The organism is Cobetia sp. ICG0124, from assembly GCF_004006355.1.
Lineage (GTDB): Bacteria > Pseudomonadota > Gammaproteobacteria > Pseudomonadales > Halomonadaceae > Cobetia > Cobetia marina.
The window spans coordinates 3211744-3229822 of sequence record NZ_CP024893.1 but is presented as its reverse complement, the minus strand read 5'-3'; the positions used below and the strand labels follow the sequence as shown (position 1 = coordinate 3229822).

General features: G+C 64.1%; 19 protein-coding genes and 1 pseudogene. 8 read left to right on the top strand and 12 right to left on the bottom strand.

Going from position 1 to position 18079, the window contains the following annotated elements; genetic code table 11:
* Nucleotides 1-34: 34 nt before the first annotated feature.
* The 3 genes from CU110_RS15095 to CU110_RS15085 are packed head-to-tail and all read left to right on the top strand — an operon-like array spanning nucleotide 35 to nucleotide 2720.
* Nucleotides 35-1969: an ATP-binding cassette domain-containing protein gene (locus tag CU110_RS15095; RefSeq protein ID WP_084209506.1), complete on the top strand. Its 1935-nt coding sequence runs from the start codon at nucleotides 35-37 to the stop codon at nucleotides 1967-1969.
* Between the two features lie 3 nt (nucleotides 1970-1972).
* The gene (locus tag CU110_RS15090; RefSeq protein WP_127736555.1) at nucleotides 1973-2197 is read left to right on the top strand and encodes a S4 domain-containing protein; all 225 of its coding nucleotides are present in this window, start codon (nucleotides 1973-1975) and stop codon (nucleotides 2195-2197) included.
* On the top strand, nucleotides 2154-2720 hold the full coding sequence (locus tag CU110_RS15085) for a pseudouridine synthase (RefSeq protein WP_164850388.1): 567 nt from the start codon (nucleotides 2154-2156) through the stop codon (nucleotides 2718-2720). Before CU110_RS15090 ends, CU110_RS15085 begins: the two co-directional genes overlap by 44 nt.
* A 10-nt stretch (nucleotides 2721-2730) precedes the next feature.
* Here the strand turns inward: CU110_RS15085 and CU110_RS15080 are convergent, their stop codons facing one another.
* Both CU110_RS15080 and CU110_RS15075 read right to left on the bottom strand, forming a co-directional pair.
* A complete protein-coding gene (locus tag CU110_RS15080; RefSeq protein ID WP_077379571.1) occupies nucleotides 2731-3954 on the bottom strand; it encodes a patatin-like phospholipase family protein in 1224 nt (407 codons plus the stop codon).
* Nucleotides 3955-3984: 30 nt separating this feature from the next.
* Entirely contained in the window at nucleotides 3985-4344 is a 360-nt protein-coding gene (locus CU110_RS15075) for a VTT domain-containing protein (protein ID WP_240665420.1), read from the bottom strand.
* A gap of 132 nt (nucleotides 4345-4476) precedes the next feature.
* Between CU110_RS15075 and thiD the strand changes: the two genes are divergently transcribed.
* Nucleotides 4477-5277, top strand: coding sequence for a bifunctional hydroxymethylpyrimidine kinase/phosphomethylpyrimidine kinase (gene thiD, locus CU110_RS15070; RefSeq protein WP_077379570.1), 801 nt, complete (start codon nucleotides 4477-4479; stop codon nucleotides 5275-5277).
* Between the two features lie 16 nt (nucleotides 5278-5293).
* Here thiD and dctP read toward each other — a convergent pair whose 3' ends face one another.
* Nucleotides 5294-6385, bottom strand: a complete 1092-nt coding sequence (dctP, locus tag CU110_RS15065; protein WP_217493015.1) for a TRAP transporter substrate-binding protein DctP — start codon at nucleotides 6383-6385, stop codon at nucleotides 5294-5296.
* 354 nt (nucleotides 6386-6739) lie between these two features.
* On the opposite strand from dctP, the gene CU110_RS15060 reads away from it, so the two are divergent.
* The 3 genes from CU110_RS15060 to dtd all read left to right on the top strand — a co-directional run bounded on the left by CU110_RS15060 (nucleotide 6740) and on the right by dtd (nucleotide 9215).
* Nucleotides 6740-7366: a TRAP transporter small permease gene (locus tag CU110_RS15060; RefSeq protein ID WP_127736546.1), complete on the top strand. Its 627-nt coding sequence runs from the start codon at nucleotides 6740-6742 to the stop codon at nucleotides 7364-7366.
* Between the two features lie 40 nt (nucleotides 7367-7406).
* Nucleotides 7407-8681 carry a TRAP transporter large permease gene (locus CU110_RS15055; RefSeq protein ID WP_077379566.1) on the top strand — a complete coding sequence of 425 codons (1275 nt, stop codon included), beginning with the start codon at nucleotides 7407-7409 and terminating at the stop codon, nucleotides 8679-8681.
* Between the two features lie 84 nt (nucleotides 8682-8765).
* Nucleotides 8766-9215: a D-aminoacyl-tRNA deacylase gene (gene dtd, locus CU110_RS15050; RefSeq protein ID WP_084209504.1), complete on the top strand. Its 450-nt coding sequence runs from the start codon at nucleotides 8766-8768 to the stop codon at nucleotides 9213-9215.
* On the opposite strand, the gene CU110_RS15045 is transcribed toward dtd, so the two are convergent.
* The 6 genes from CU110_RS15045 to CU110_RS15020 form a co-directional block, all read right to left on the bottom strand.
* A complete protein-coding gene (locus CU110_RS15045; RefSeq protein ID WP_240499768.1) occupies nucleotides 9216-10262 on the bottom strand; it encodes a TRAP transporter substrate-binding protein in 1047 nt (348 codons plus the stop codon).
* 256 nt (nucleotides 10263-10518) lie between these two features.
* Nucleotides 10519-11925, bottom strand: coding sequence for a TRAP transporter large permease subunit (locus tag CU110_RS15040; protein ID WP_077379560.1), 1407 nt, complete (start codon nucleotides 11923-11925; stop codon nucleotides 10519-10521).
* A complete protein-coding gene (locus CU110_RS15035) occupies nucleotides 11925-12494 on the bottom strand; it encodes a TRAP transporter small permease subunit (RefSeq protein WP_084209503.1) in 570 nt (189 codons plus the stop codon). Before CU110_RS15035 ends, CU110_RS15040 begins: the two co-directional genes overlap by 1 nt.
* A gap of 178 nt (nucleotides 12495-12672) precedes the next feature.
* Nucleotides 12673-13410, bottom strand: a complete 738-nt coding sequence (locus CU110_RS15030) for an endonuclease/exonuclease/phosphatase family protein (RefSeq protein ID WP_240499767.1) — start codon at nucleotides 13408-13410, stop codon at nucleotides 12673-12675.
* A 98-nt stretch (nucleotides 13411-13508) separates the two neighbouring features.
* The gene (locus CU110_RS15025; RefSeq protein WP_084209502.1) at nucleotides 13509-14153 is read right to left on the bottom strand and encodes a thiol:disulfide interchange protein DsbA/DsbL; all 645 of its coding nucleotides are present in this window, start codon (nucleotides 14151-14153) and stop codon (nucleotides 13509-13511) included.
* 261 nt (nucleotides 14154-14414) lie between these two features.
* Complete coding sequence (locus CU110_RS15020; RefSeq protein WP_127736543.1) at nucleotides 14415-15011, bottom strand: c-type cytochrome; 597 nt, start codon at nucleotides 15009-15011, stop codon at nucleotides 14415-14417.
* Nucleotides 15012-15084: 73 nt separating this feature from the next.
* Between CU110_RS15020 and yihA the strand changes: the two genes are divergently transcribed.
* The gene (gene yihA, locus CU110_RS15015; protein WP_084209501.1) at nucleotides 15085-15774 is read left to right on the top strand and encodes a ribosome biogenesis GTP-binding protein YihA/YsxC; all 690 of its coding nucleotides are present in this window, start codon (nucleotides 15085-15087) and stop codon (nucleotides 15772-15774) included.
* On the opposite strand, the gene CU110_RS15010 is transcribed toward yihA, so the two are convergent.
* From CU110_RS15010 to CU110_RS17385, 3 genes and pseudogenes are all read right to left on the bottom strand, one after another.
* The gene (locus CU110_RS15010) at nucleotides 15725-16486 is read right to left on the bottom strand and encodes an HAD family hydrolase (RefSeq protein WP_127736967.1); all 762 of its coding nucleotides are present in this window, start codon (nucleotides 16484-16486) and stop codon (nucleotides 15725-15727) included. The two genes, yihA and CU110_RS15010, sit on opposite strands and share 50 nt — an antisense overlap.
* Nucleotides 16486-17364 carry a tyrosine recombinase XerC gene (locus CU110_RS15005; RefSeq protein WP_276317935.1) on the bottom strand — a complete coding sequence of 293 codons (879 nt, stop codon included), beginning with the start codon at nucleotides 17362-17364 and terminating at the stop codon, nucleotides 16486-16488. Before CU110_RS15005 ends, CU110_RS15010 begins: the two co-directional genes overlap by 1 nt.
* Nucleotides 17350-18072 (bottom strand): annotated as a pseudogene (locus CU110_RS17385) (DUF484 family protein); the annotation flags it as partial. The gene CU110_RS15005 and the pseudogene CU110_RS17385, both read right to left, overlap by 15 nt.
* Nucleotides 18073-18079: the final 7 nt, after the last annotated feature.

The following is an 18079-nucleotide window of genomic DNA, read 5'->3' as shown; positions in this document are numbered from 1 at the left end:
TCAGTCGCCCCCGGATTTTCTGATCGAGGTTGTCATGATTGCACTGCGCCAGCTCGCCCTGCAACGCGGCGGAGCCCCGCTGATCGACGAAGCGGACCTGACGTTGCATGCCGGTCACAAGGCGGGCATCGTCGGCCCCAACGGGGCCGGCAAGTCCAGCCTGTTCGGGCTGATTCTCGGTGAGCTGATCCCCGACAGCGGCAGCGTCTCGCTGGCCGGTGGCGTGCGGGTCGCGCACATGGCACAGGAAATCGATGCGCTGGAGCGCCCGATCGTCGACTACGTCATGGACGGGGATCACGCGCTGCGCGAGACGGAGCGGGCTCTGGCCGCCGCCGAAGAAAGCGGCGAGCATCAGCGTCAGGCCGAGCTGCACGCTCACTTCGACACCCTCGATGGCTACACCGCGCGTGCGCGTGCCGAGCAGCTGCTGGTCGGGCTCGGTTTCCGCCAGGCCCAGCTCAGTCAGCCGCTGGCGGCCTTCTCGGGGGGCTGGCGGATGCGGGCCAATCTGGCGCGCACCCTCTTCACGCCGTCTGACCTGCTGCTGCTGGATGAGCCGACCAACCACCTGGATCTCGATGCGCTGCTGTGGCTGGAACAATGGCTGGCACGCTACCCCGGTGCGCTGCTGCTGATCTCCCATGACCGTGACTTCCTCGATGCGGTGTGTGATCACATCATCCACTTCGATCGTCGCAAGCTGGTGGTCTACAAGGGCAACTACAGCCGCTTCGAGCGAACGCGTTCCGAGCGCCTGGTGCGTGAGCAGGCCGAGCACGAGAAGACCATGGCGCGTCGCGCCGAGATCGAGGACTTCGTGCGTCGCTTCAAGGCCAAGGCCACCAAGGCACGCCAGGCCCAGAGTCGCCTGAAGATGCTGGAGCGCATGGAGGAGACGGCGGCGGTGAAGGCCGATTCGCCGTTCCACTTCACGATTCCCTGCTCCGACAAGATCTCCCATCCGCTGCTGGGACTGGACCGTGCGGTGATCGGCTATCCCGGTCAGCCGCCGCAGCTTTCCGGGGTGCGCTTCTCGCTGCTGCCGGGCCAGCGCATCGGCCTGCTCGGCCCCAACGGCGCGGGCAAGTCGACCCTGATCAAGGCGCTCACCGGTGAACTGGCTCTGGTCGAAGGCCAGCGCACCGCCGGCGAGCATCTGGCCATCGGCTACTTCGCCCAGCACCAGGTCGATGGGCTCGACCTGACCTCGACTCCCTTCAATCATGTGCTGCGTCTCTCGCCGGGGGCCGGGGATCTGGAGATCCGCACCTTCCTCGGCAGCTTCGGCTTCCATGGGGATGAAGTGTACGCTTCGGTGGAATCGTTCTCCGGTGGCGAGAAGGCACGCCTGGCGCTGTCGCTGATCGCGTGGCAGAAGCCCAATCTGCTGCTGCTGGATGAGCCGACCAACCACCTGGATCTCGACATGCGCGAGGCGCTCACCGATGCGCTGGCGACCTTCGAGGGCACCGTGATTCTGGTCTCCCACGACCGCCACCTGCTGCGCGCCTGCGTGGATGAATTCTGGTGCATCGCCGATGGCCGCGTGACGCCCTTCGATGGCGATCTCGACGACTATCGTGCCTGGCTCAAGGCGCGGGTCGAGGGCGAGCGGCGTGAGGCGCGCGCCCAGAAGGATGCCGAGGCTGGCAGCGAGGGCACGCGCACGCCGGACCGCAAGGAAGCGCGTCGTCAGGCCGCCGAGCTGCGCGAGAAGCTGCGCCCGCTCAAGAAGCTCAGCGACAAGGCCGAGCAGAAGATGAGCAAGGCGCAGGGGGAGCTGGACAAGGTCGAGGAAGCGCTGGGCGATGCCACGCTCTATGAGGCGGACCGCAAGAGCGAACTGACCCGGCTGCTGGCCAGTCAGGGCGAGATCAAGGGACGTCTCGAGGACGCCGAAGCCGAATGGTTCGAGGCGCAGGAAGCGCTGGAAGAGATGGAAGCCCAGCTCAAGGCGGCGGACTGAAGCATGCGGCTGGATCGCTGGCTGACGCGCCAGCCGCAGCTCAATCGCCGCCTGGCGTTGCGTGCGCTGGCGGCGGGGCGTGTGCGGATCAATGGCCAGACGGTCCGCGATCCGCTGCACGAGGTCGGTCCCTTCGATGCCATCGCGCTGACAGCGCCTGCAGGCGCCACGTCGTCCACGCCATGTGCTGCTCAACAAGCCTGCCGGGGTCGTGACGGCCTGTCATGACCCCGAACATCCCACCGTCATCGATGTGCTGCGCGATTCGCTTGAATCACGTGGAGAGAATGACGGCTGGCTCGAGGAAATCCATCACGTCGGACGACTGGATCGCGCCACGACCGGTGCCTTGCTGCTGACCAACGACGGTGATGTCTCGTCACGCATCAGTGATGCCGGACTGGATGGGCCCGCCAAGCGCTACCGCATGGGATTGGAGCAACCGCTGTCGGAGGCGGCGCAGGCCGAGGCGATCTCGCGGGTGGCGCAGGGCGTCCTGCTCGCCAATGACGCTCGGCCGACGCTGCCCGCGCGGCTCGAGTTTCTGGCCGCGGACGAGGCGCGCCTGACGCTGCACGAAGGGCGCCACCATCACGTCAAGCGACTGTGGCGCACTCTGGGCAATCGCGTGGTGTGGCTGCACCGCGAGTCGGTGGCGGGGCTGAGTGTCGCCGGGCTCGCGGTGGGGGACTGGCGGGAGCTGACGCGTGACGAGTGCCTGCGGCTCGGCGCGGCGCTGGCACATGAGTGAGGCCGCTGCCTCAGCGGCCGCTGGCCTGGCTCGGCAGACCCTCATCCTCCTCTTCGCTCTCCGTCGGGGGGACATCCGGGGCTGACAGGCTGATCAGCTCACCCCGCGAGTTGCGGGTGAAGTTGCGGACGATGACCCCGATGTTGCGCGGCAGGGGATCGAACTGCTCGCAGCGGTTCAGCACCTCATGCATGTCCCCATAGCCGCTGCGACGACGTGAATCGATGGTCGCACGCGAGAAATCGATATCCTTGAGTGAGGTCTCGTCGGGGCGGGCCGCCGCCAGCAGACGCACGACATTGATGGACGGTTGCTGGGTCATGGCCAGGATGTCGTGTATTTCCTGAGACTGGCGCAGGTCTTCCGGCAGCAGGTCGGCCAGGTGCTCCAGGCCCATGCGCAGTGCCTGATTCTCTTCCATCAGATGCAGATGCTCACCGGCGCGGCTGGAGTACTGGATGTCCTTTTCGCGTAGCTGGGCTTCCTGCAAGGTTTCCGGCACCTTCCCGTAGGCGCTCCACAGATCGATGACGTAGCAGTTGACGATCGTCTCGCTGTGCGCGCGCTCCGACAGCACCCAGCTGATCGGCGTGTTGGAGTAGAGGCCGCCATCCCAGTAGGCCTGACCGTCGATCCACACCGGCGGGAATGCCGGCGGCAGGGCACCACTGGCCAGTATGTGGCGGTGATCCAGCGCCTCTTGTGACGAATCGAAGTAACGCAATGCGCCGCTGCCGATATTGACCGCCCCGACCGATAGCCGCACGTTCTCCGGGTGACGGGCGTCGAGGCGCTCGAAGTCCACCAGGCGATTGAGGGTGTCTCCCAGCGGTTCGGTGTCGTAGAGACTGGGCGGTTCGCCGAAGAAGCTCTGCCAGATGGGAACTGTCCACAGGGGGCGCGGACGGAAGAAGCCCGGGATGCCCCACAGCATGGCGGAGGAGCGCGCGACGCTGCGCTCCCAGGGGTGGAAGGCCGGCCCGAGGCTGTTGGCCGGTTGCGCGATGCCATACCAGAACGCTTCGAGGGCCTTGAGGCGCTCGCCATCCGGATTGCCCGCGATCAGTGCGCCATTGATGGCACCGACCGAGGTCCCGACGACCCAATCGGGCTGGATGCCGGCCTCTGCCAGTGCCTCGAACACGCCGATCTGGTAGGCGCCAAGGGCACCGCCGCCTTGCAGGACCAGAATATTGAGCGCGTCAGCGCAGAAGTCGCAGGATGTATCACGCATGAAACCTTCTCCTTTCCGGTAGCGCCACGCTCACCAGGGGGTCAGCCAGTGGTCCGCGATCACCAGCAGCAGGGCGTAGCGGCCGCCCTTGGCGACCAGGATCAACAGCACGCTCTTCCACCAGGGCAGGCGGAAGACGCCTGCCAGCACCGTCAAGGGGTCACCGATCACGGGTGCCCAGCTGAGCAGCAGGCTCCAGGCACCGATGCGGCGATACCACAGCGTGCCGCGCGCCAGCGCTCGCCGCGAGACCGGGAACCAGCGACGAGTCCGCAGACGCCGTGCACCGCGTCCCAGGGCGACATTGATCAGGCTGCCCAGCGTGTTGCCAAGCGTTGCGGCAAGCCATAGCGCCCATGGGGCGATCCCCTCGCACCACAGCCCCGCCAATGCGGCTTCCGACCCGCCCGGCAGCAGCGTGGCGCTGGCCAGTGCTATCAGGCCCAGCGAGGGTGGCTTTCTTCCCCTCGCCGCTCGGGTATGCTGTTGGCAAATTCATGTCATTTTCCGGGAGTCTCGTGCATGCATATTCCGTGCGTCCTGACGATTGCCGGCTCAGACCCATCGGGCGGGGCCGGCATTCAGGCGGATCTCAAGACATTCTCCGCGCTGGGGGCGTATGGAGCCAGCGTGATCACGGCACTGACCGCCCAGAATACCTGTGGCGTGCGCAGCGTCGAGCCGGTGTCGTGCGCCTTCATCGGAGCACAGCTGGATGCCGTGCTGGATGATCTCGATATCATCGCCATCAAGATCGGCATGGTCGCGGACCCGGCTGTCGTGGAGCTGCTGGCGGACAGGCTCCGTCAGCGTCGCCCGCGCTGGATCGTGCTCGACCCGGTGCTGGTGGCCAAGAGCGGCGATGCGCTGGTCAATGACGCGGCCATCCAGGCGGTGGCAGAGCATCTGGTGCCATTGGCGGACATCATCACGCCCAACCTGCATGAAGCGGCGGTGCTGCTGGGCGAGCGTCGTCTGATCGGGCGGGAGGACATGCCTCAGGTCGCGCGTGAGTTGCGCGCGCGCGGTGCCAATGCTGTCCTGATCAAGGGGGGCGCACTGGAGGGCCAGGCCTGCGATGACCTGCTGGTCAGTGATGCCGGTGAGCAATGGCTGTGCGCGCCACGGATCGAGACCGACAACCTGCACGGCACCGGCTGCTCGATGTCCTCGGCGATCACGGCGCGACTGGCGCAGGGGCTGTCACTGACGAGAGCCGTGGAGGAATCGCGGGAATGGCTGCTGGGGGCGCTGCGTGCCTCGGATCAGCTGAATGTCGGCAAGGGGCGTGGCCCCGTGCACCACTTTCACGCACTCTGGTGAGACCGTGTGCTGCGGCTTACTTGGCTTCTGCCGCCTTGATGTCAGCCTGCAGCGTGTCGAGGATCTTGCTGCCGCGCTCGCCGGCCTGTTCCCGGAAGACCTCCCAGCCTTTCTCGCCGACCGGACGGAAGGCTTCACGCTGCTCGTCGTTCAGCGTGATGATCTTGATGTCGCTGTCCTGCTTGATCTTCTCGAGACGGTCCGCGTTGTACTCCTCCTGCTTCTCGAAGATATACGGGCGCATCTCGTTGGTGACCTTGTCGAGCATCTGCTGCTGCTCGTCATCCAGACCGGAATAGAAATCGCTGGAGGCCACCAGCGTGGTGATGAACTGCGCCTGCTTGGCCTGGATCATGTAGTCCTGAACTTCATAGAAGCTCATTTCCTGAATGGCGAACACCGGGTTCACCTGGCCGTCTATCTGCCCCAGCTGCAGGCCGGAATAGACTTCCGAATACGGCAGCGGCGTCGGGTTGGCGCCATAGGCCCGATAGCTCTCCACCAGAATCGGTGACGTCATGGTGCGAATCTTGAAGCCTTTCATGTCCTCAGGCGTCTCGATGTCACGGTTGCCGGTCCAGACCATCCAGCCTTCCGGAATCACGCCCAGCAGCTGAAGGTTCTGCTCGGTGTAGGCCTCGGACAGCATGTCGATGGCCTTGGAGTTGCCGAGCACCTCTTCATTGACGGCGTTGTCGTCGGAGAACAGGAAGTGCAGCGTGAAGACGCCTGATTCAGGAATCACCGAGGCCAGGTGACCCGGTGACGCAAAGGTCAGCTGGATGGCATCGCTCTGCACCAGTTCGGTGAGCTGTGAGGAGGTACCCAGCGCGCCGTAGGGGTAGATCTCGACATCGATGTCACCGCCGGAGGCCTCTTCGATGCGTTTCTTGAATTCCTGAGCGTAGGCATCCTGCACGCTGCCGGAGACTTCCTCCAGCGCGAAACGCCAGGTGTCAGCCTGTACGCCCGCGGAGGCCAGTGCCGCCATGCCGAGGCCGGCCGTGAGGGCGCCTCCCTTGAGGAGCGCGGCAAGACGAGAAAGGTGAACAGGAGTTCTGGGCGTCTCGCGATTCTGCTCGGGTGACGGGTTCCATTGCATCGTCATCTTGTTCTCCTTGTGTGATTTCCATCAGCGCCGGGTGGTATGGGGCGAACCCGGCGTGCAACTTGCATCATTTAGATAATATTGCCATTCTTAATATAATAAAAAAATTACCAAATCGGATAGTGTGATTAGAATTTATTATGAATAGGCTGAGCCTGTCCGCATGAGATTCTGGTACTCGAGCCGTCAATAAAGCTAGATCATGACTCACCAAAGTGAAAATCACGGCGGTGTCTCGGAAAACTTCAATGGATCGTACTGGCAAATGCAGACGGCGTGGCGCAAATCGCTGTGCGTGCGTCGCCTGACAGAAAGCCTGCCTGGCAGGAAGCCACATCAACAGGAAGCCGCTTCATGAATTCGCCCCCCTCCAAGTCTCCCCCCGCTGATGAGACCCGCCTCGCACATCTGCCTGCACCGCTGCGCCGCCTGGCGGCGATATTCGAACGCGGTGATCAGGGCCTGGCACACGTCGAGCGCTGGCTGATCGCGCTGTGCGTGCTGGGCATGGCGACGGCCAGTATCGCCAATGTGATCGGGCGCAACGTCTTCAACTACAGCCTGCCGTTCACCGAAGAGCTGATGCAGATCCTGCAGCTGTGGCTGACCTTTCTCGGCATCAGCTACGGCGCGCGCGCCGGACGCCATATCCGCGTGACGGCACTGCTGGACTTCATGCCGCCGTGGTTGCGCAAGGTGCTGTTGATCGCCGGACAGGTCATCACCTGTGCGCTGCTGGCCTACCTGGCCTGGCTGGCGGTGGATTATCTGCAGAGCCTGGCCAGGTCAGGGCGTGTCACGCCGTCGCTGCGCTGGTCGCTGGCGGCACTCTATGCCGTGGTCCCGCTGGGGCTGGCGCTGGGCGCCCTCCAGTATCTGATGGCGATTCTGCGCAATCTGCTGGCACAAGGTGCCTGGCTGTCGTGGCGTACGGCGGAGATAGACGAGAACGAGGAAGTCGACGGCAGCGGTGCGCTCTAGCGATTGATCACACTACATTGACCCAGGGACGGAAGCTGCGATGTGGATTCTGCTCGTGATGGTGGGGCTGCTGTTGCTTGGGGTACCCATGATGGTGCCATTGAGTGTCGGCACCTTCTTCTTGTTGTTCAGCGATTTCCCTTTTCTCAAGCCAGAGCTGGTGATCCAGCAGATGATCGGTGGCCTGCAGCCGGTGGTACTGACGGCGGTCCCCATGTTCATTCTGGCGGCCGATATCATGCTCAAGGGCTCCACCGCCCAGCGTCTGCTGGATGTGGTCGAGCGTTTCGTCGGTCACTGGCGTGGCGGTCTGCCGGTGACCACCGCGCTGGGCTGTACCCTGTTCGGCGCGGTGTCCGGCTCCACCCAGGCCACGGTGGTGGCGATGGGGCGCCCGCTGCGCCCGCGGCTGCTGGAAGCCGGCTACAGCGACAAGTTCACCATCGCGTTGATCATCAATGCCTCTGACATCGCGCTGCTGATTCCGCCGTCCATCGGCATGATCATCTATGGCGTCGCGACCGGTACCTCGGTGGGGGATCTGTTCATCGCCGGTATCGGTCCGGGGCTGATGATCCTGGTGCTGTTCTCGCTCTACTGCATGTGGAAGTCGTGGAAGCTGGGCATCGCGCCGCAGCCCAAGGCGGACTGGCCTGCGCGCCTCAAGGCATTGAAGCGCGCCAGTCTGCCCGCCGGCTTCCCGGTTATCATCATCGGCGGCATCTACTCGGGGATGTTCTCGCCGACGGAGGCCGCCACGGTCTCGGTGATCTATGCGCTGATTCTCGAGATGCTCATCTACCGTGGCGTCACGCTCAAGGACCTGCCCGGCGTGGCCTTCTCCACCGGTCTGATCACCGCGGTGGTCTTCATTCTGGTGGCGGCGGGCGCCGGCTTCTCGTGGATGATCTCGTTCGCCAAGATCCCGGATGCCATTCTCGGCGGGTACATCCCGTACCTGTCAGAACACGCCCTGGCGCTGCTGGCGGTGATCGCGGTGGCCTATTTCGTCGGTTGCATGTTCGTCGATCCCATCGTGGTGATCCTGATTCTGGCGCCGGTATTTGCCCCGGCCGTCGATGCCGCCGGACTGGACCCGGTGCTGGTCGGTACCCTCGTCACCCTGCAGGCGGCGATCGGTTCGGCGACGCCACCCTTCGGCTGCGACATCTTCACGGCGGTGGCGGTGTTCCGAAAGCCTTACATGGAGGTCATCCGTGGCACGCCACCCTTCATTGCCCTGCTGTTGCTGGCGACGGTGCTGCTGATGCTGTTCCCGCAGATCGCGCTCTTCCTGCCCGGCCTGGCCAGCTAGCCGCCCCGCAGACTCGGTCTGCGGGGCGTTCGCGTCTGGTATGCTCCTGCTCATCATCATTCATCTCTTGAAGGAGCAAGTGGCATGCGAGCATTGATCCAGCGCGTCACCCAGGCACAGGTCGTGGTGGAGAACGAGACGGTCGGCGCCATCGCGGGCGGTCTGCTGGTGCTGGTGGGTGTCGAGAAGGGCGATGATGAGGCGCGCGCCGACAAGCTGCTGCACAAGCTGCTGCACTACCGTGTCTTTGGCGACGAGAACGACAAGATGAATCTCAACGTCCAGCAGGCGGGTGGCAGTCTGCTGCTGGTCTCGCAGTTCACGCTGGCGGCGGACACCGGCAGTGGCATGCGTCCCAGTTTCTCCTCGGCTGCGCCGCCGGCGGAAGGCGAGCGGCTGTTCGCGTATCTGGTCGACAAGGCGCGTGAACACGGGGAGGAGCTTGGTGTGGGAATCGAGACCGGACGCTTCGGGGCCAACATGCAGGTCTCGCTGCTCAATGATGGGCCGGTGACCTTCCTGCTCGAGAGCTGATTACTGAATGCCTTCCGGATTACGGGCGTTCAGGAAGGCCTGTTCGGAGACTTCGTGCCACTTCTCGACCTTGCCTTCGAAGGTGGTGTAGGACTCGTAGATGCGGCCTGCCAGCTCATTGGAGTCGCCGAGTTTCTTGACCACTTCGCCTGACAGTTCGCGTGCCTTGTCGAGCACGTCCTGCGGATAGCGACGCAGCTCGACCTTGTGCTCGTTGAGCAGTGTCTCGAGGGCATCGTTGTTGCGCGCGGTGTACTCGTCGAGCATGTCCTGGTTCACGTCACGTACCGCGGAGCGCAGGATGGCCTGCAGGTCCTTGGGCAGCTCGGCCATGGCGTCGTCATTGACGATGGCCTCGAAGGTGACGGTCGGCTCGTGCCAGCCCGGATAGTAGTAGTACTTGGCGGCCTGATAGAGACCGAAGGCCAGGTCGTTGTACGGCCCGATCCATTCGGTGGCATCGATGGCGCCGGACTGCAGCGAGGTGAAGATCTCGCCGCCCGGCATGCTGACGGTCGCCACGCCCATCTGCTGCATGACATCGCCACCCAGCCCCGGCATGCGCATCTTCAGGCCGTCGAGATCGGCAACCGAGTTGATCTCCTTGTTGAACCAGCCGCCCATCTGCACGCCCGAGGCACCACCGGCCATGACTTCGACACCGAACTTGTCATAGACCTCGTTCCAGAGCTCCAGCCCCCCGCCGTAATGCAGCCAGGCGTTCATTTCCTGTGCGGTCATGCCGAAGGGGACGGCGGCGAAGAACTGGGCTTCCGGCGCCTTGCCTTTCCAGTAGTAGGAGGCTGAGTGGCCGATCTGCGCCGTACCGGAAGAGACGGTATCGAGCACCTCGAAGCCCGGCACCAGCTGTCCGGCGCCGTAGACCTTGATCTTGAGGCGTCCATCAGACATCTCATCGACGAGGCGCGCGAGGCGTTCCGGCCCCTGGCCTACGCCCGGGAAGTTCTTCGGCCACGAGGTGACCATCTTCCAGGTGTAGGTATCCGCGGCATTGGCGATGGCCGGCAGGGTGCCCATGGCGGTCATGGTGCCGACGGCGATGCCGAAGGCGAGTTTGTTGAGTTGCATGGCATGCTCCTTGAAGTGCCCGATTGTTGTTGTGCACCGGTCAGGGACTGGCGCTGGGCAAGAGGTGGGCCGCGAACGGCTCCCGTGCATTGCATCTGCATGAGCCGACTGGCGGCTCTCCCATCAGCTGGCGGGGCGAGCCCCGCCAATTCAGTTGCTGCTCTGTATTTGTTCTGTCCGTGTTCTGTTCTTGTACTGTCTCGTCAGTCGTGGCCTAGAACTGGGCCGGCAGCCAGGTGGCCAGGCCCGGGAAGGCGGCCAGCGCCCCCAGCATGCACAGCTGGATCAGGATGAACGGAATGACGCCCTTGTAGATCTGCTTGGTGCTGACTTCCTTGGGCGCGACGCCGCGCAGATAGAACAGCGCGAAACCGAAGGGCGGCGTCAGGAAGGAAGTCTGCAGGTTGATGGCGATCATGATGCCCAGCCAGATCGGGTCGAGGCCCATGGCCAGCAGCACCGGGCCGACGATCGGCACCACCACGAAGGTGATCTCGATGAAGTCGAGGATGAAGCCGAGCAGGAAGATCACCAGCATCACCACCAGGGTGGCACCGATGACGCCACCGGGCATGTTCTCGAAGATCTCGGTGACGACCTCTTCGCCGCCGAAACCACGGAACACCAGCGAGAACAGCGCCGCACCGATCAGGATCAGGAAGACCATCGTGGTGACGTTGGTGGTGGAGCGCACGACTTCCGTCAGCGTCTTGAAGCTCAGCTTGCGGTTGGCGACGGCCAGCATCAGCGCGCCGAAGGCACCTACGGCAGAGGCTTCTGTCGGCGTGGCCAGTCCGCCGAGAATCGAGCCCAGCACGCAGACGATCAGCACGATCGGCGGCACCAGTCCCTTGAGGAGCAGCCAGCCGATGCCACCGGTGTGGCCCAGCTCCTTCATCAGCGCGTCACGGTCCACGGCCGGCGCCTTCTCGGGCTTGAGCCAGGCGATGATGGCGATGTAGACGATATAGGCGACCACCAGGATCAGGCCCGGCACCAGGGCGCCGATGAACAGGTCGCCCACCGAGACGGTCTTCGGGCTCCAGATGCCCATCGACAATTGCGCCTGCTGATAGGCGGAAGACAGTACGTCGCCCAGCAGAACGAGTGCGATGGACGGCGGAATGATCTGTCCCAGGGTGCCGGTGGCACAGATGGCGCCAGTGGCGAGCGACGGGTCATAGCCACGCTTGAGCATGGTGGGCAGTGACAGCAGGCCCATGGTCACGACGGTCGCGCCGACGATACCGGTGGAGGCCGCCAGCAACATGCCGACGATGGTCACGGAGATGCCCAGGCCGCCACGCAGTGAGCCGAACATCAGCGCCATGGCGTCGAGCAGCGTCTCGGCGACCTTCGATTTTTCCAGCAGCACGCCCATCAACACGAACAATGGCACGGCCAGCAACGTCTGATTGGTCATGGTGCCGTAGAGGCGATTGGGCATCGCCGACAGGAAGCTGGCATCGAATACGCCCTGGGTAATGCCCAGCGCGTCCAGCCCCATGCCCAGCCCGGCGAAGGCCAGCGCGGTACCGGCAAGCGACAGCGCCACCGGATAGCCCAGCATGAGAACGACACAGATACACACGAACAGCAGCAGCGGCATGATCTCGAGCATTACACCAGCTCCTCATCGTGATCAGGGGTGTCATCGCTCGCATGCGGCGACGGCAGCCGCCCGCACAGGAACAGGAGGTGGCGACCAGCTTCAGCGACACCTTGCAGCATCATCAGGATGGCGACCGCGGGGATCAGGCTCTTGAGCAGATAGACGCCAGGCAGGCCACCGGATTCGGGGGAGGCTTCCTTGATGCTCCATGAGTCGCCGACATAACCCAGGCTCGAGAGCAGGATGAAGATCATCACCGGGAACAGCAGGAACAGGGTGCCGCCGAGGTCGATCCACGACTTCCCGCGATGGGACATGCGCTGGTAGAAGATATCCACGCGGACATGGTTGTCATGCTTGAGCGTGTAGCTGGCGGCGAGCAGGAAGACGGTCGCGTGCATGTACATCACGGATTCCTGCATCGGAATGCTGTTGATGTTGAAGGCGTAGCGCAGCATCACGATGGCGAATTCGACCAGCATCATGATGACGACCAGCCAGGACACGCAGCGTCCCAGCCCTTCGGTCATGCGGTCGAGCCCTGTGAGCCAGCCGGGGGTAGAGGCAGTGGCAGACATGGAATCCCCTTGGCCTGCGGGTAGCAGGTGATATTTGTTGGCGTTGTTGTTGCGACAGGCCAAGAGTAGCGAGTGGCTGGCCAGTGACAAATGGATCATTGGTCTGACAGGCGAGATATATCTTTCGATTCAGTCACTTGGATTGAAAAATCCATGCAGGACGGGAACGGGAAGGGTGTCAGGCCAGGCCAAGCGCCTTCTGACAGGCCACGGGGAGGTGCACTTCCACCGCAAGAGGTAGATGGTCTGAGAAGAGGTGGGACAAGGTGCTGGGGTGCTCGATGTGCAGGGTGGAGGAGGCCAGAATATGGTCCAGACCCCGCCGTGGCTGCCAGGCAGGATAGCTGTTGATCGCCTTGCTGGGCCGCGAGTCGAGCGCCTCGCAGAATCCCTTGTGCTGGCGCAGTTGAGCCAGGGTGCAGTTCAGGTCGCCCATCACGATGACGTGCTTGAGCGGTGCGATCAGCTCTCCGAGATAATCGAGCTGCTTGCGCTGGATTCGCGCGCCAAGTGCCAGATGCGTGACGAAGACATGCAGCGCATGCTCCCCCTCGCCGAAGCGAGCATGGATGGCGCCGCGCCCCGGCAGGGTGCCGGGCAGGCTGTGCTCTTCGAGATGGCTGATCGGCAGGCGCGACAACAGGCCGTTGCTGTGCTGTGCCAGCCGGCCGAGGTTGCGATTGAGCTGCTGATAGCGATGCGGGAAGTGAGCCGTCTCGGCCAGCGCGTCCACCTGATTGACGTTGCCGGAGCGGAAGCTGCCGCCGTCGACTTCCTGCAGCCCGACGATGTCGTAAGGCGTGATGGCCCCGGCAATCAGTTCCAGGCGGCGGTGGCGCTTGGGATGTGGCAGCAGATGTTGCCAACCGCGGGTGACATAGTGATGCCACGCCGCGGTATGGATACCGACCTGCATGTTGAAGGTCAGCAGACGCAGCGGCGAACCCGACAATCCATGCCCGGCATCATCCGCTGCGTCGGCGGCCACTGGGGAGTCGTCAGCGGCCTCTGCCATCAGGCGGCGTCCTTGTCGCCAGCCTTCTCTTCACGCACCTGCTCGACCAGCTCATCGGTGATCTTGAGCATGTTCTTGAGCGAGCCAGCCGTGCTCGGAGAGACGACATAGCGACCGTCGACGATCAGTGCGGGGACACCCATGATCTTGTAGGCGCGCATTTGTGCGTGTGCCTGATTGACCTGGCTCTTCACGCCGAAGGAGGTCAGGGACTTCTCGGCGTCTTCTTCGCTGACACCGTAGTCGCTGTAGAAGGCGGCGATGTCTTCCGGGTCGGTGAGGCGCTGGTGGTCCTTGTGGATGGCATCGAAGAAGGCCTTGTGGGTCTGATCGAGAATGCCCAGATCCTTGGCGGCATAGAAGGCATAGGCGTGCTTGACCCAGTCCTGCCCCATGGTGGCCGGCAGACGATGGAAGGTCACGTCACCGGGCAGCTCATCGACCCAGGGCTCGAGGCTGGATTCCAGTGCGTAGCAGTGCGGGCAGCCATACCAGAATGCCTCGACCACTTCGACGTTGCCGGCTGGTGCATCGGTCTTCACCGGTTCGTCGAGTACCTGATAGTCCTTGCCAGCTTCAGCGGCGAACACGCTTGCTGACAGGCCAAGGCCCGCCACCAGAGTCAGTAGGGGTTTCCACTTCATGGAACATCTCCATCGGGTTGAGGCATGCCCGGGCATGAGACCCGGCAACATTAGTGATGCATCGAGTATGCGTGTCAGCCACCACCGCTGTCGAGACTGCCGGGCGGGACACGGCGGATCACTGTCTGGCCAGCCTAGCGTGACAAGGTTGACCGCTGGATGAACGCCGTTCGACCACGTTGCCGTGCAGAGCATGCCACGCCGTGCCGGAGCCGGTCGCCATCGCAGATGTCATACGTGACATCTGCCTGACTGGATGCCTCAGCGCAGGCCGTGAAGATACTCGGCGACCTGCTGCATGTCGCTGTCACTCATGCGTGCGGCGATGCTGCTCATGATGTCATTGGGGTCGTTGTCACGCGTGCCGTCACGAAAGGCCTTCAGCGAGGTGATGGTGTAGGCGGGGAATTGCCCAGCCAGCGCAGGATAGCCTGCTGAATCAATCCCCTCGCCGCGAGGGCCGTGGCAGGCGGTACAGGCCGCGATACCTCGCTCAAGCGAGCCGGCCCGGTACAGCACCTCACCTGCTTTCGTGGCGTCGGGCTCTGCCTGGCCGCGGTTGGCGGGCTGCTCGGCATAATAGGCCGCGATATCGGCAATGTCCTGATCGCTCAGGGTGTCGGTGAGGCCTGCCATCTGGGGAACCGCGCGACGACCCTCGCGGATATCCGTGATCTGCTTGCGCAGATAATGGGCCTGCTGTCCGGCGAGGTGCGGGAAGGCGGAGGCTGGGGACACGCCCTGCGCGCCATGGCAGGCAGCACAGACGGCTGCCTTGGCCTGGCCGGCGCTGGCATCCGCGGTGATCCCGTCTGCGCCGGCGCGGGGCGAGAGGCCGAGCGTCAGCTTCCGTTTCACCGGCCGTTTCTTCTGCTCTCACGTGATGTCGCGCGGGCGAGACGTCCGCCATCAACAGGTATTCAGAATTCTCATGGCCGAGTCAGCCACTCCGTCCCCCAAGCTTCACTATCGTCAGGCGCGCTTCTTGATCAGCGCCGCCACCCTGGCCCAGTGCCCGACGGATGTCGGCGCCGAGGTGGCCTTTGCCGGTCGCTCCAATGCTGGAAAGTCGAGCGCCATCAATGCCCTGACGTCCCAGAAGGCGTTGGCGCGTACCTCCAAGACGCCTGGCCGCACTCAGCTGATCAACTACTTCACCATCGGTGAAACGGGCCGCCATCTGGTGGATCTGCCCGGCTATGGCTATGCCAAGGTGCCGGACAAGGTGAAGCGTGAGTGGCAGTCCCATCTGTCCAACTACCTGCGCAACCGCCAGTCGCTGCGCGGCCTGGTGCTGCTGATGGATGTGCGTCACCCGCTGTCCGAATTCGACCAGATGATGCTGGGCTGGGCCGATGAGGCACAGATGCCGGTGCATATCCTGCTGACCAAGGCGGACAAGCTGAAGCGTGGACCGGCAGCGGCGAGCCTCCAGAAGGTACGGCACGCCCTCAAGGAGTGGGAAGACCTCGTCACCGTGCAGCTGTTCTCGTCGCTCAAGTATTCGGGAGTCGAGCAGGTGCACGCCAAGCTCGATGAGTGGCTGGCGGACCCGACGGTGATGGAAGGTGTCACGGAGGGTGAGGCCGATGAAGCCCCCCAGGACCCGTTCGACGACTGACATTCAGGTGCCGCAACAGTTCCGGAAGCTCCCGGACATGCGAGATGACATGGACTCCGGCGGGAACCGGCTCCGGCGCGCCACGCCCCTTCACGTCGATCCATGCCGCCTGCATGCCGAGACGTACTGCCGGCAGGGCATCTTCCTTCCATGAGTCGCCGACATGCAGCGTGGTGGAGGGGCGGCTGCCCAGACGTGCCATGGCGGCGAGGAAGGGGCGTGCATCCGGCTTGGGCGCCAGCCATTCGCCGGCGGCGATGCTGAACTCGAAATGATGGTCCAGCGCCAGGCGTGTCAGGTCGACATTGCCATTGGTGATGGCGCCGAGGCGGTAATGCCGGGCCAGTGAGTCGAGCAGCTCGCTGGCTTCCGGAAAGGGCTGCAATTCGTGGCGCAATGCCAGGAAGCGTTCGACGGCCGCATGTGACCAGTGATGGGCTTCCTTTTCGCCATGGCCGGCATCACGCAGCATGATGCGCATGGCTTCACGGCGCAGCCAGGTGAAGTCACCACGCCGCAAGGGATGTTCCAGCCCGAGTGCCATGCGGCGACGGGTATATTCCTCGAGGGGAAAATCAGTGGCATGACCGATCTCACCGTCCAGCCAGGCGTAGTGTTCCGTCTCGGCGCGCTCCATGATCGGGCGATTGGCCCACAGGGTGTCATCGAGATCGAAGGTCAATGCGGTCAGCGAAGGCGTCGTTACGGGCATCACAGGGGATCATCCTTGAGCGGAACATCAGCAGGGGAGGCGGCGTCAATGTCAGCCGGCGTTGCCTCTTCTGGCCCACGCTGGCGACGTGCACGGGGGTGCGCCTGGTCGTAGGCGCTGGCCAGCTGTTGCCAGTCGAGTCGGGTATACACCTGGGTCGTGGAGAGATGGGCATGGCCCAGCAACTCCTGCACGGCGCGCAGATCGCCACTGGATTCCAGCAGATGGCTGGCGAAGGAATGGCGGAGTCGGTGGGGGTGCAGGTGCTCCGGCAGGCCGCGTGTCTTCGCTTGCGTCACCAGACGAAGCTGCACGCCGCGTTGTCCCAGCCGCTGGCCTCGCTGGCCGACGAACAGGGCAGTCTCGTCAGCAGGCGCGAGTTGCCCACGCACCTTCAGCCAGGCATCCAGCGCCTGACGCGCTCGCGAGCCGATGGGCAGCTGGCGAGGCTTGTTGCCCTTGCCGCGCACGCGCAGGCGGCGTGTCTCCAGCATGTCGAGGTCGAGACTGACCAGTTCCGAGAGTCGCAGCCCCGAGCCGTAGAGCAGCTCCAGCATGGCCTGATCGCGGATCGCCAGTGGTGTGCCGTCGTGCGGGCAGTCGAGAAAGCGTGACAGGCTGTCGATGTCCACTGGACGAGGCAGGTGGTCCGGCAGGCGCGGTGTCTGTACCAGGCCCGCCGGGTTGTGCGCCAGAATGCCGTGATCGACCAGCCAGCCACAGAAACGACTGATCGCCGCGCGACGTCGGGCCAGTGAACGGGGGGCGAGCCCACGACTGCGTTCAGCGCCCAGGAAGCGACGCAGTGTCGGCACATCCAGGGCCTGCCAGTCTGACGTGTGACTCGTCGCATGACGCCCGAGGCAGCGCGCCAGCACATCGCCGAGATATTCGGGGAAGAGAGTGTCGAGTCCGGCACGGAACTGCTCGGCCTCGGCACTGGCGACCACCAGATAGCCCAGACATTCGCCACGGGTCAGACGCACGATGACGGCGGAGCCGCGCGTGGCATCCGCCTGGCTGGCCTCGACCAGATCGTGGCACTCCGCCCCTAGCGGCCAGTCATGGTCCGGCAGCAGGGCTTCCCAGCGCGTGCGTGGCATCGCCAGACAACGGCTGGCGCGGCCTTCGAGCAGGCGCTCGAATTGCTCGGCACGCGCATCATCGAGCACCTGACGCGGTGGCTGGGTCGCGGGGCCGGCGCCGCGTTGCCACAGGCAGACGGCGGCGATGTCGAACAGCTCGCTGAGACGGGTTGCCAGAGTCTCCGCGAGGGCATCATCCGATTCGGCATCCATCAGATCCAGCACGATCTGACGCAGTCGCTGATAGCGGCTTTCATTGTCGCGGGCGGTATTGAGCAGCTCCTCGAGACGCGCCTCGGCCTGCTCGGTACGTCCGCGCAGGTCATGCACCAGCCGCTCCAGCAGCGAGACGCTGCCACCGCGTGCTTCGGGGTGTGGCACGCGCAGCTGCTGGAGCAACCCTTCCCGACCCTCGAAGAAATCCGGATGCGTGGCCAGCCACTCGGCGACCCGGTCCGGGTCCAGCGTGCGCGGGCGACGTGAGGCGGATGGCTCGGCCATATGGCTC

Bases quoted from the DNA above. Each gene is read 5' to 3' on its own strand.
- CU110_RS15035 (WP_084209503.1), bottom strand. From the start codon at position 12,494: ATGTCTGCCACTGCCTCTACCCCCGGCTGGCTCACAGGGCTCGACCGC.
- CU110_RS15040 (WP_077379560.1), bottom strand. From the start codon at position 11,925: ATGCTCGAGATCATGCCGCTGCTGCTGTTCGTGTGTATCTGTGTCGTT.
- CU110_RS15045 (WP_240499768.1), bottom strand. From the start codon at position 10,262: ATGACCGCCATGGGCACCCTGCCGGCCATCGCCAATGCCGCGGATACC.
- CU110_RS15010 (WP_127736967.1), bottom strand. From the start codon at position 16,486: ATGCCCGTAACGACGCCTTCGCTGACCGCATTGACCTTCGATCTCGAT.
- yihA (WP_084209501.1), top strand. From the start codon at position 15,085: ATGGCCGAGTCAGCCACTCCGTCCCCCAAGCTTCACTATCGTCAGGCG.
- dtd (WP_084209504.1), top strand. From the start codon at position 8,766: ATGCGAGCATTGATCCAGCGCGTCACCCAGGCACAGGTCGTGGTGGAG.
- CU110_RS15055 (WP_077379566.1), top strand. From the start codon at position 7,407: ATGTGGATTCTGCTCGTGATGGTGGGGCTGCTGTTGCTTGGGGTACCC.
- CU110_RS15060 (WP_127736546.1), top strand. From the start codon at position 6,740: ATGAATTCGCCCCCCTCCAAGTCTCCCCCCGCTGATGAGACCCGCCTC.
- CU110_RS15095 (WP_084209506.1), top strand. From the start codon at position 35: ATGATTGCACTGCGCCAGCTCGCCCTGCAACGCGGCGGAGCCCCGCTG.
- CU110_RS15080 (WP_077379571.1), bottom strand. From the start codon at position 3,954: ATGCGTGATACATCCTGCGACTTCTGCGCTGACGCGCTCAATATTCTG.
- thiD (WP_077379570.1), top strand. From the start codon at position 4,477: ATGCATATTCCGTGCGTCCTGACGATTGCCGGCTCAGACCCATCGGGC.
- dctP (WP_217493015.1), bottom strand. From the start codon at position 6,385: ATGACGATGCAATGGAACCCGTCACCCGAGCAGAATCGCGAGACGCCC.
- CU110_RS15030 (WP_240499767.1), bottom strand. From the start codon at position 13,410: ATGCAGGTCGGTATCCATACCGCGGCGTGGCATCACTATGTCACCCGC.
- CU110_RS15025 (WP_084209502.1), bottom strand. From the start codon at position 14,153: ATGAAGTGGAAACCCCTACTGACTCTGGTGGCGGGCCTTGGCCTGTCA.
- CU110_RS15090 (WP_127736555.1), top strand. From the start codon at position 1,973: ATGCGGCTGGATCGCTGGCTGACGCGCCAGCCGCAGCTCAATCGCCGC.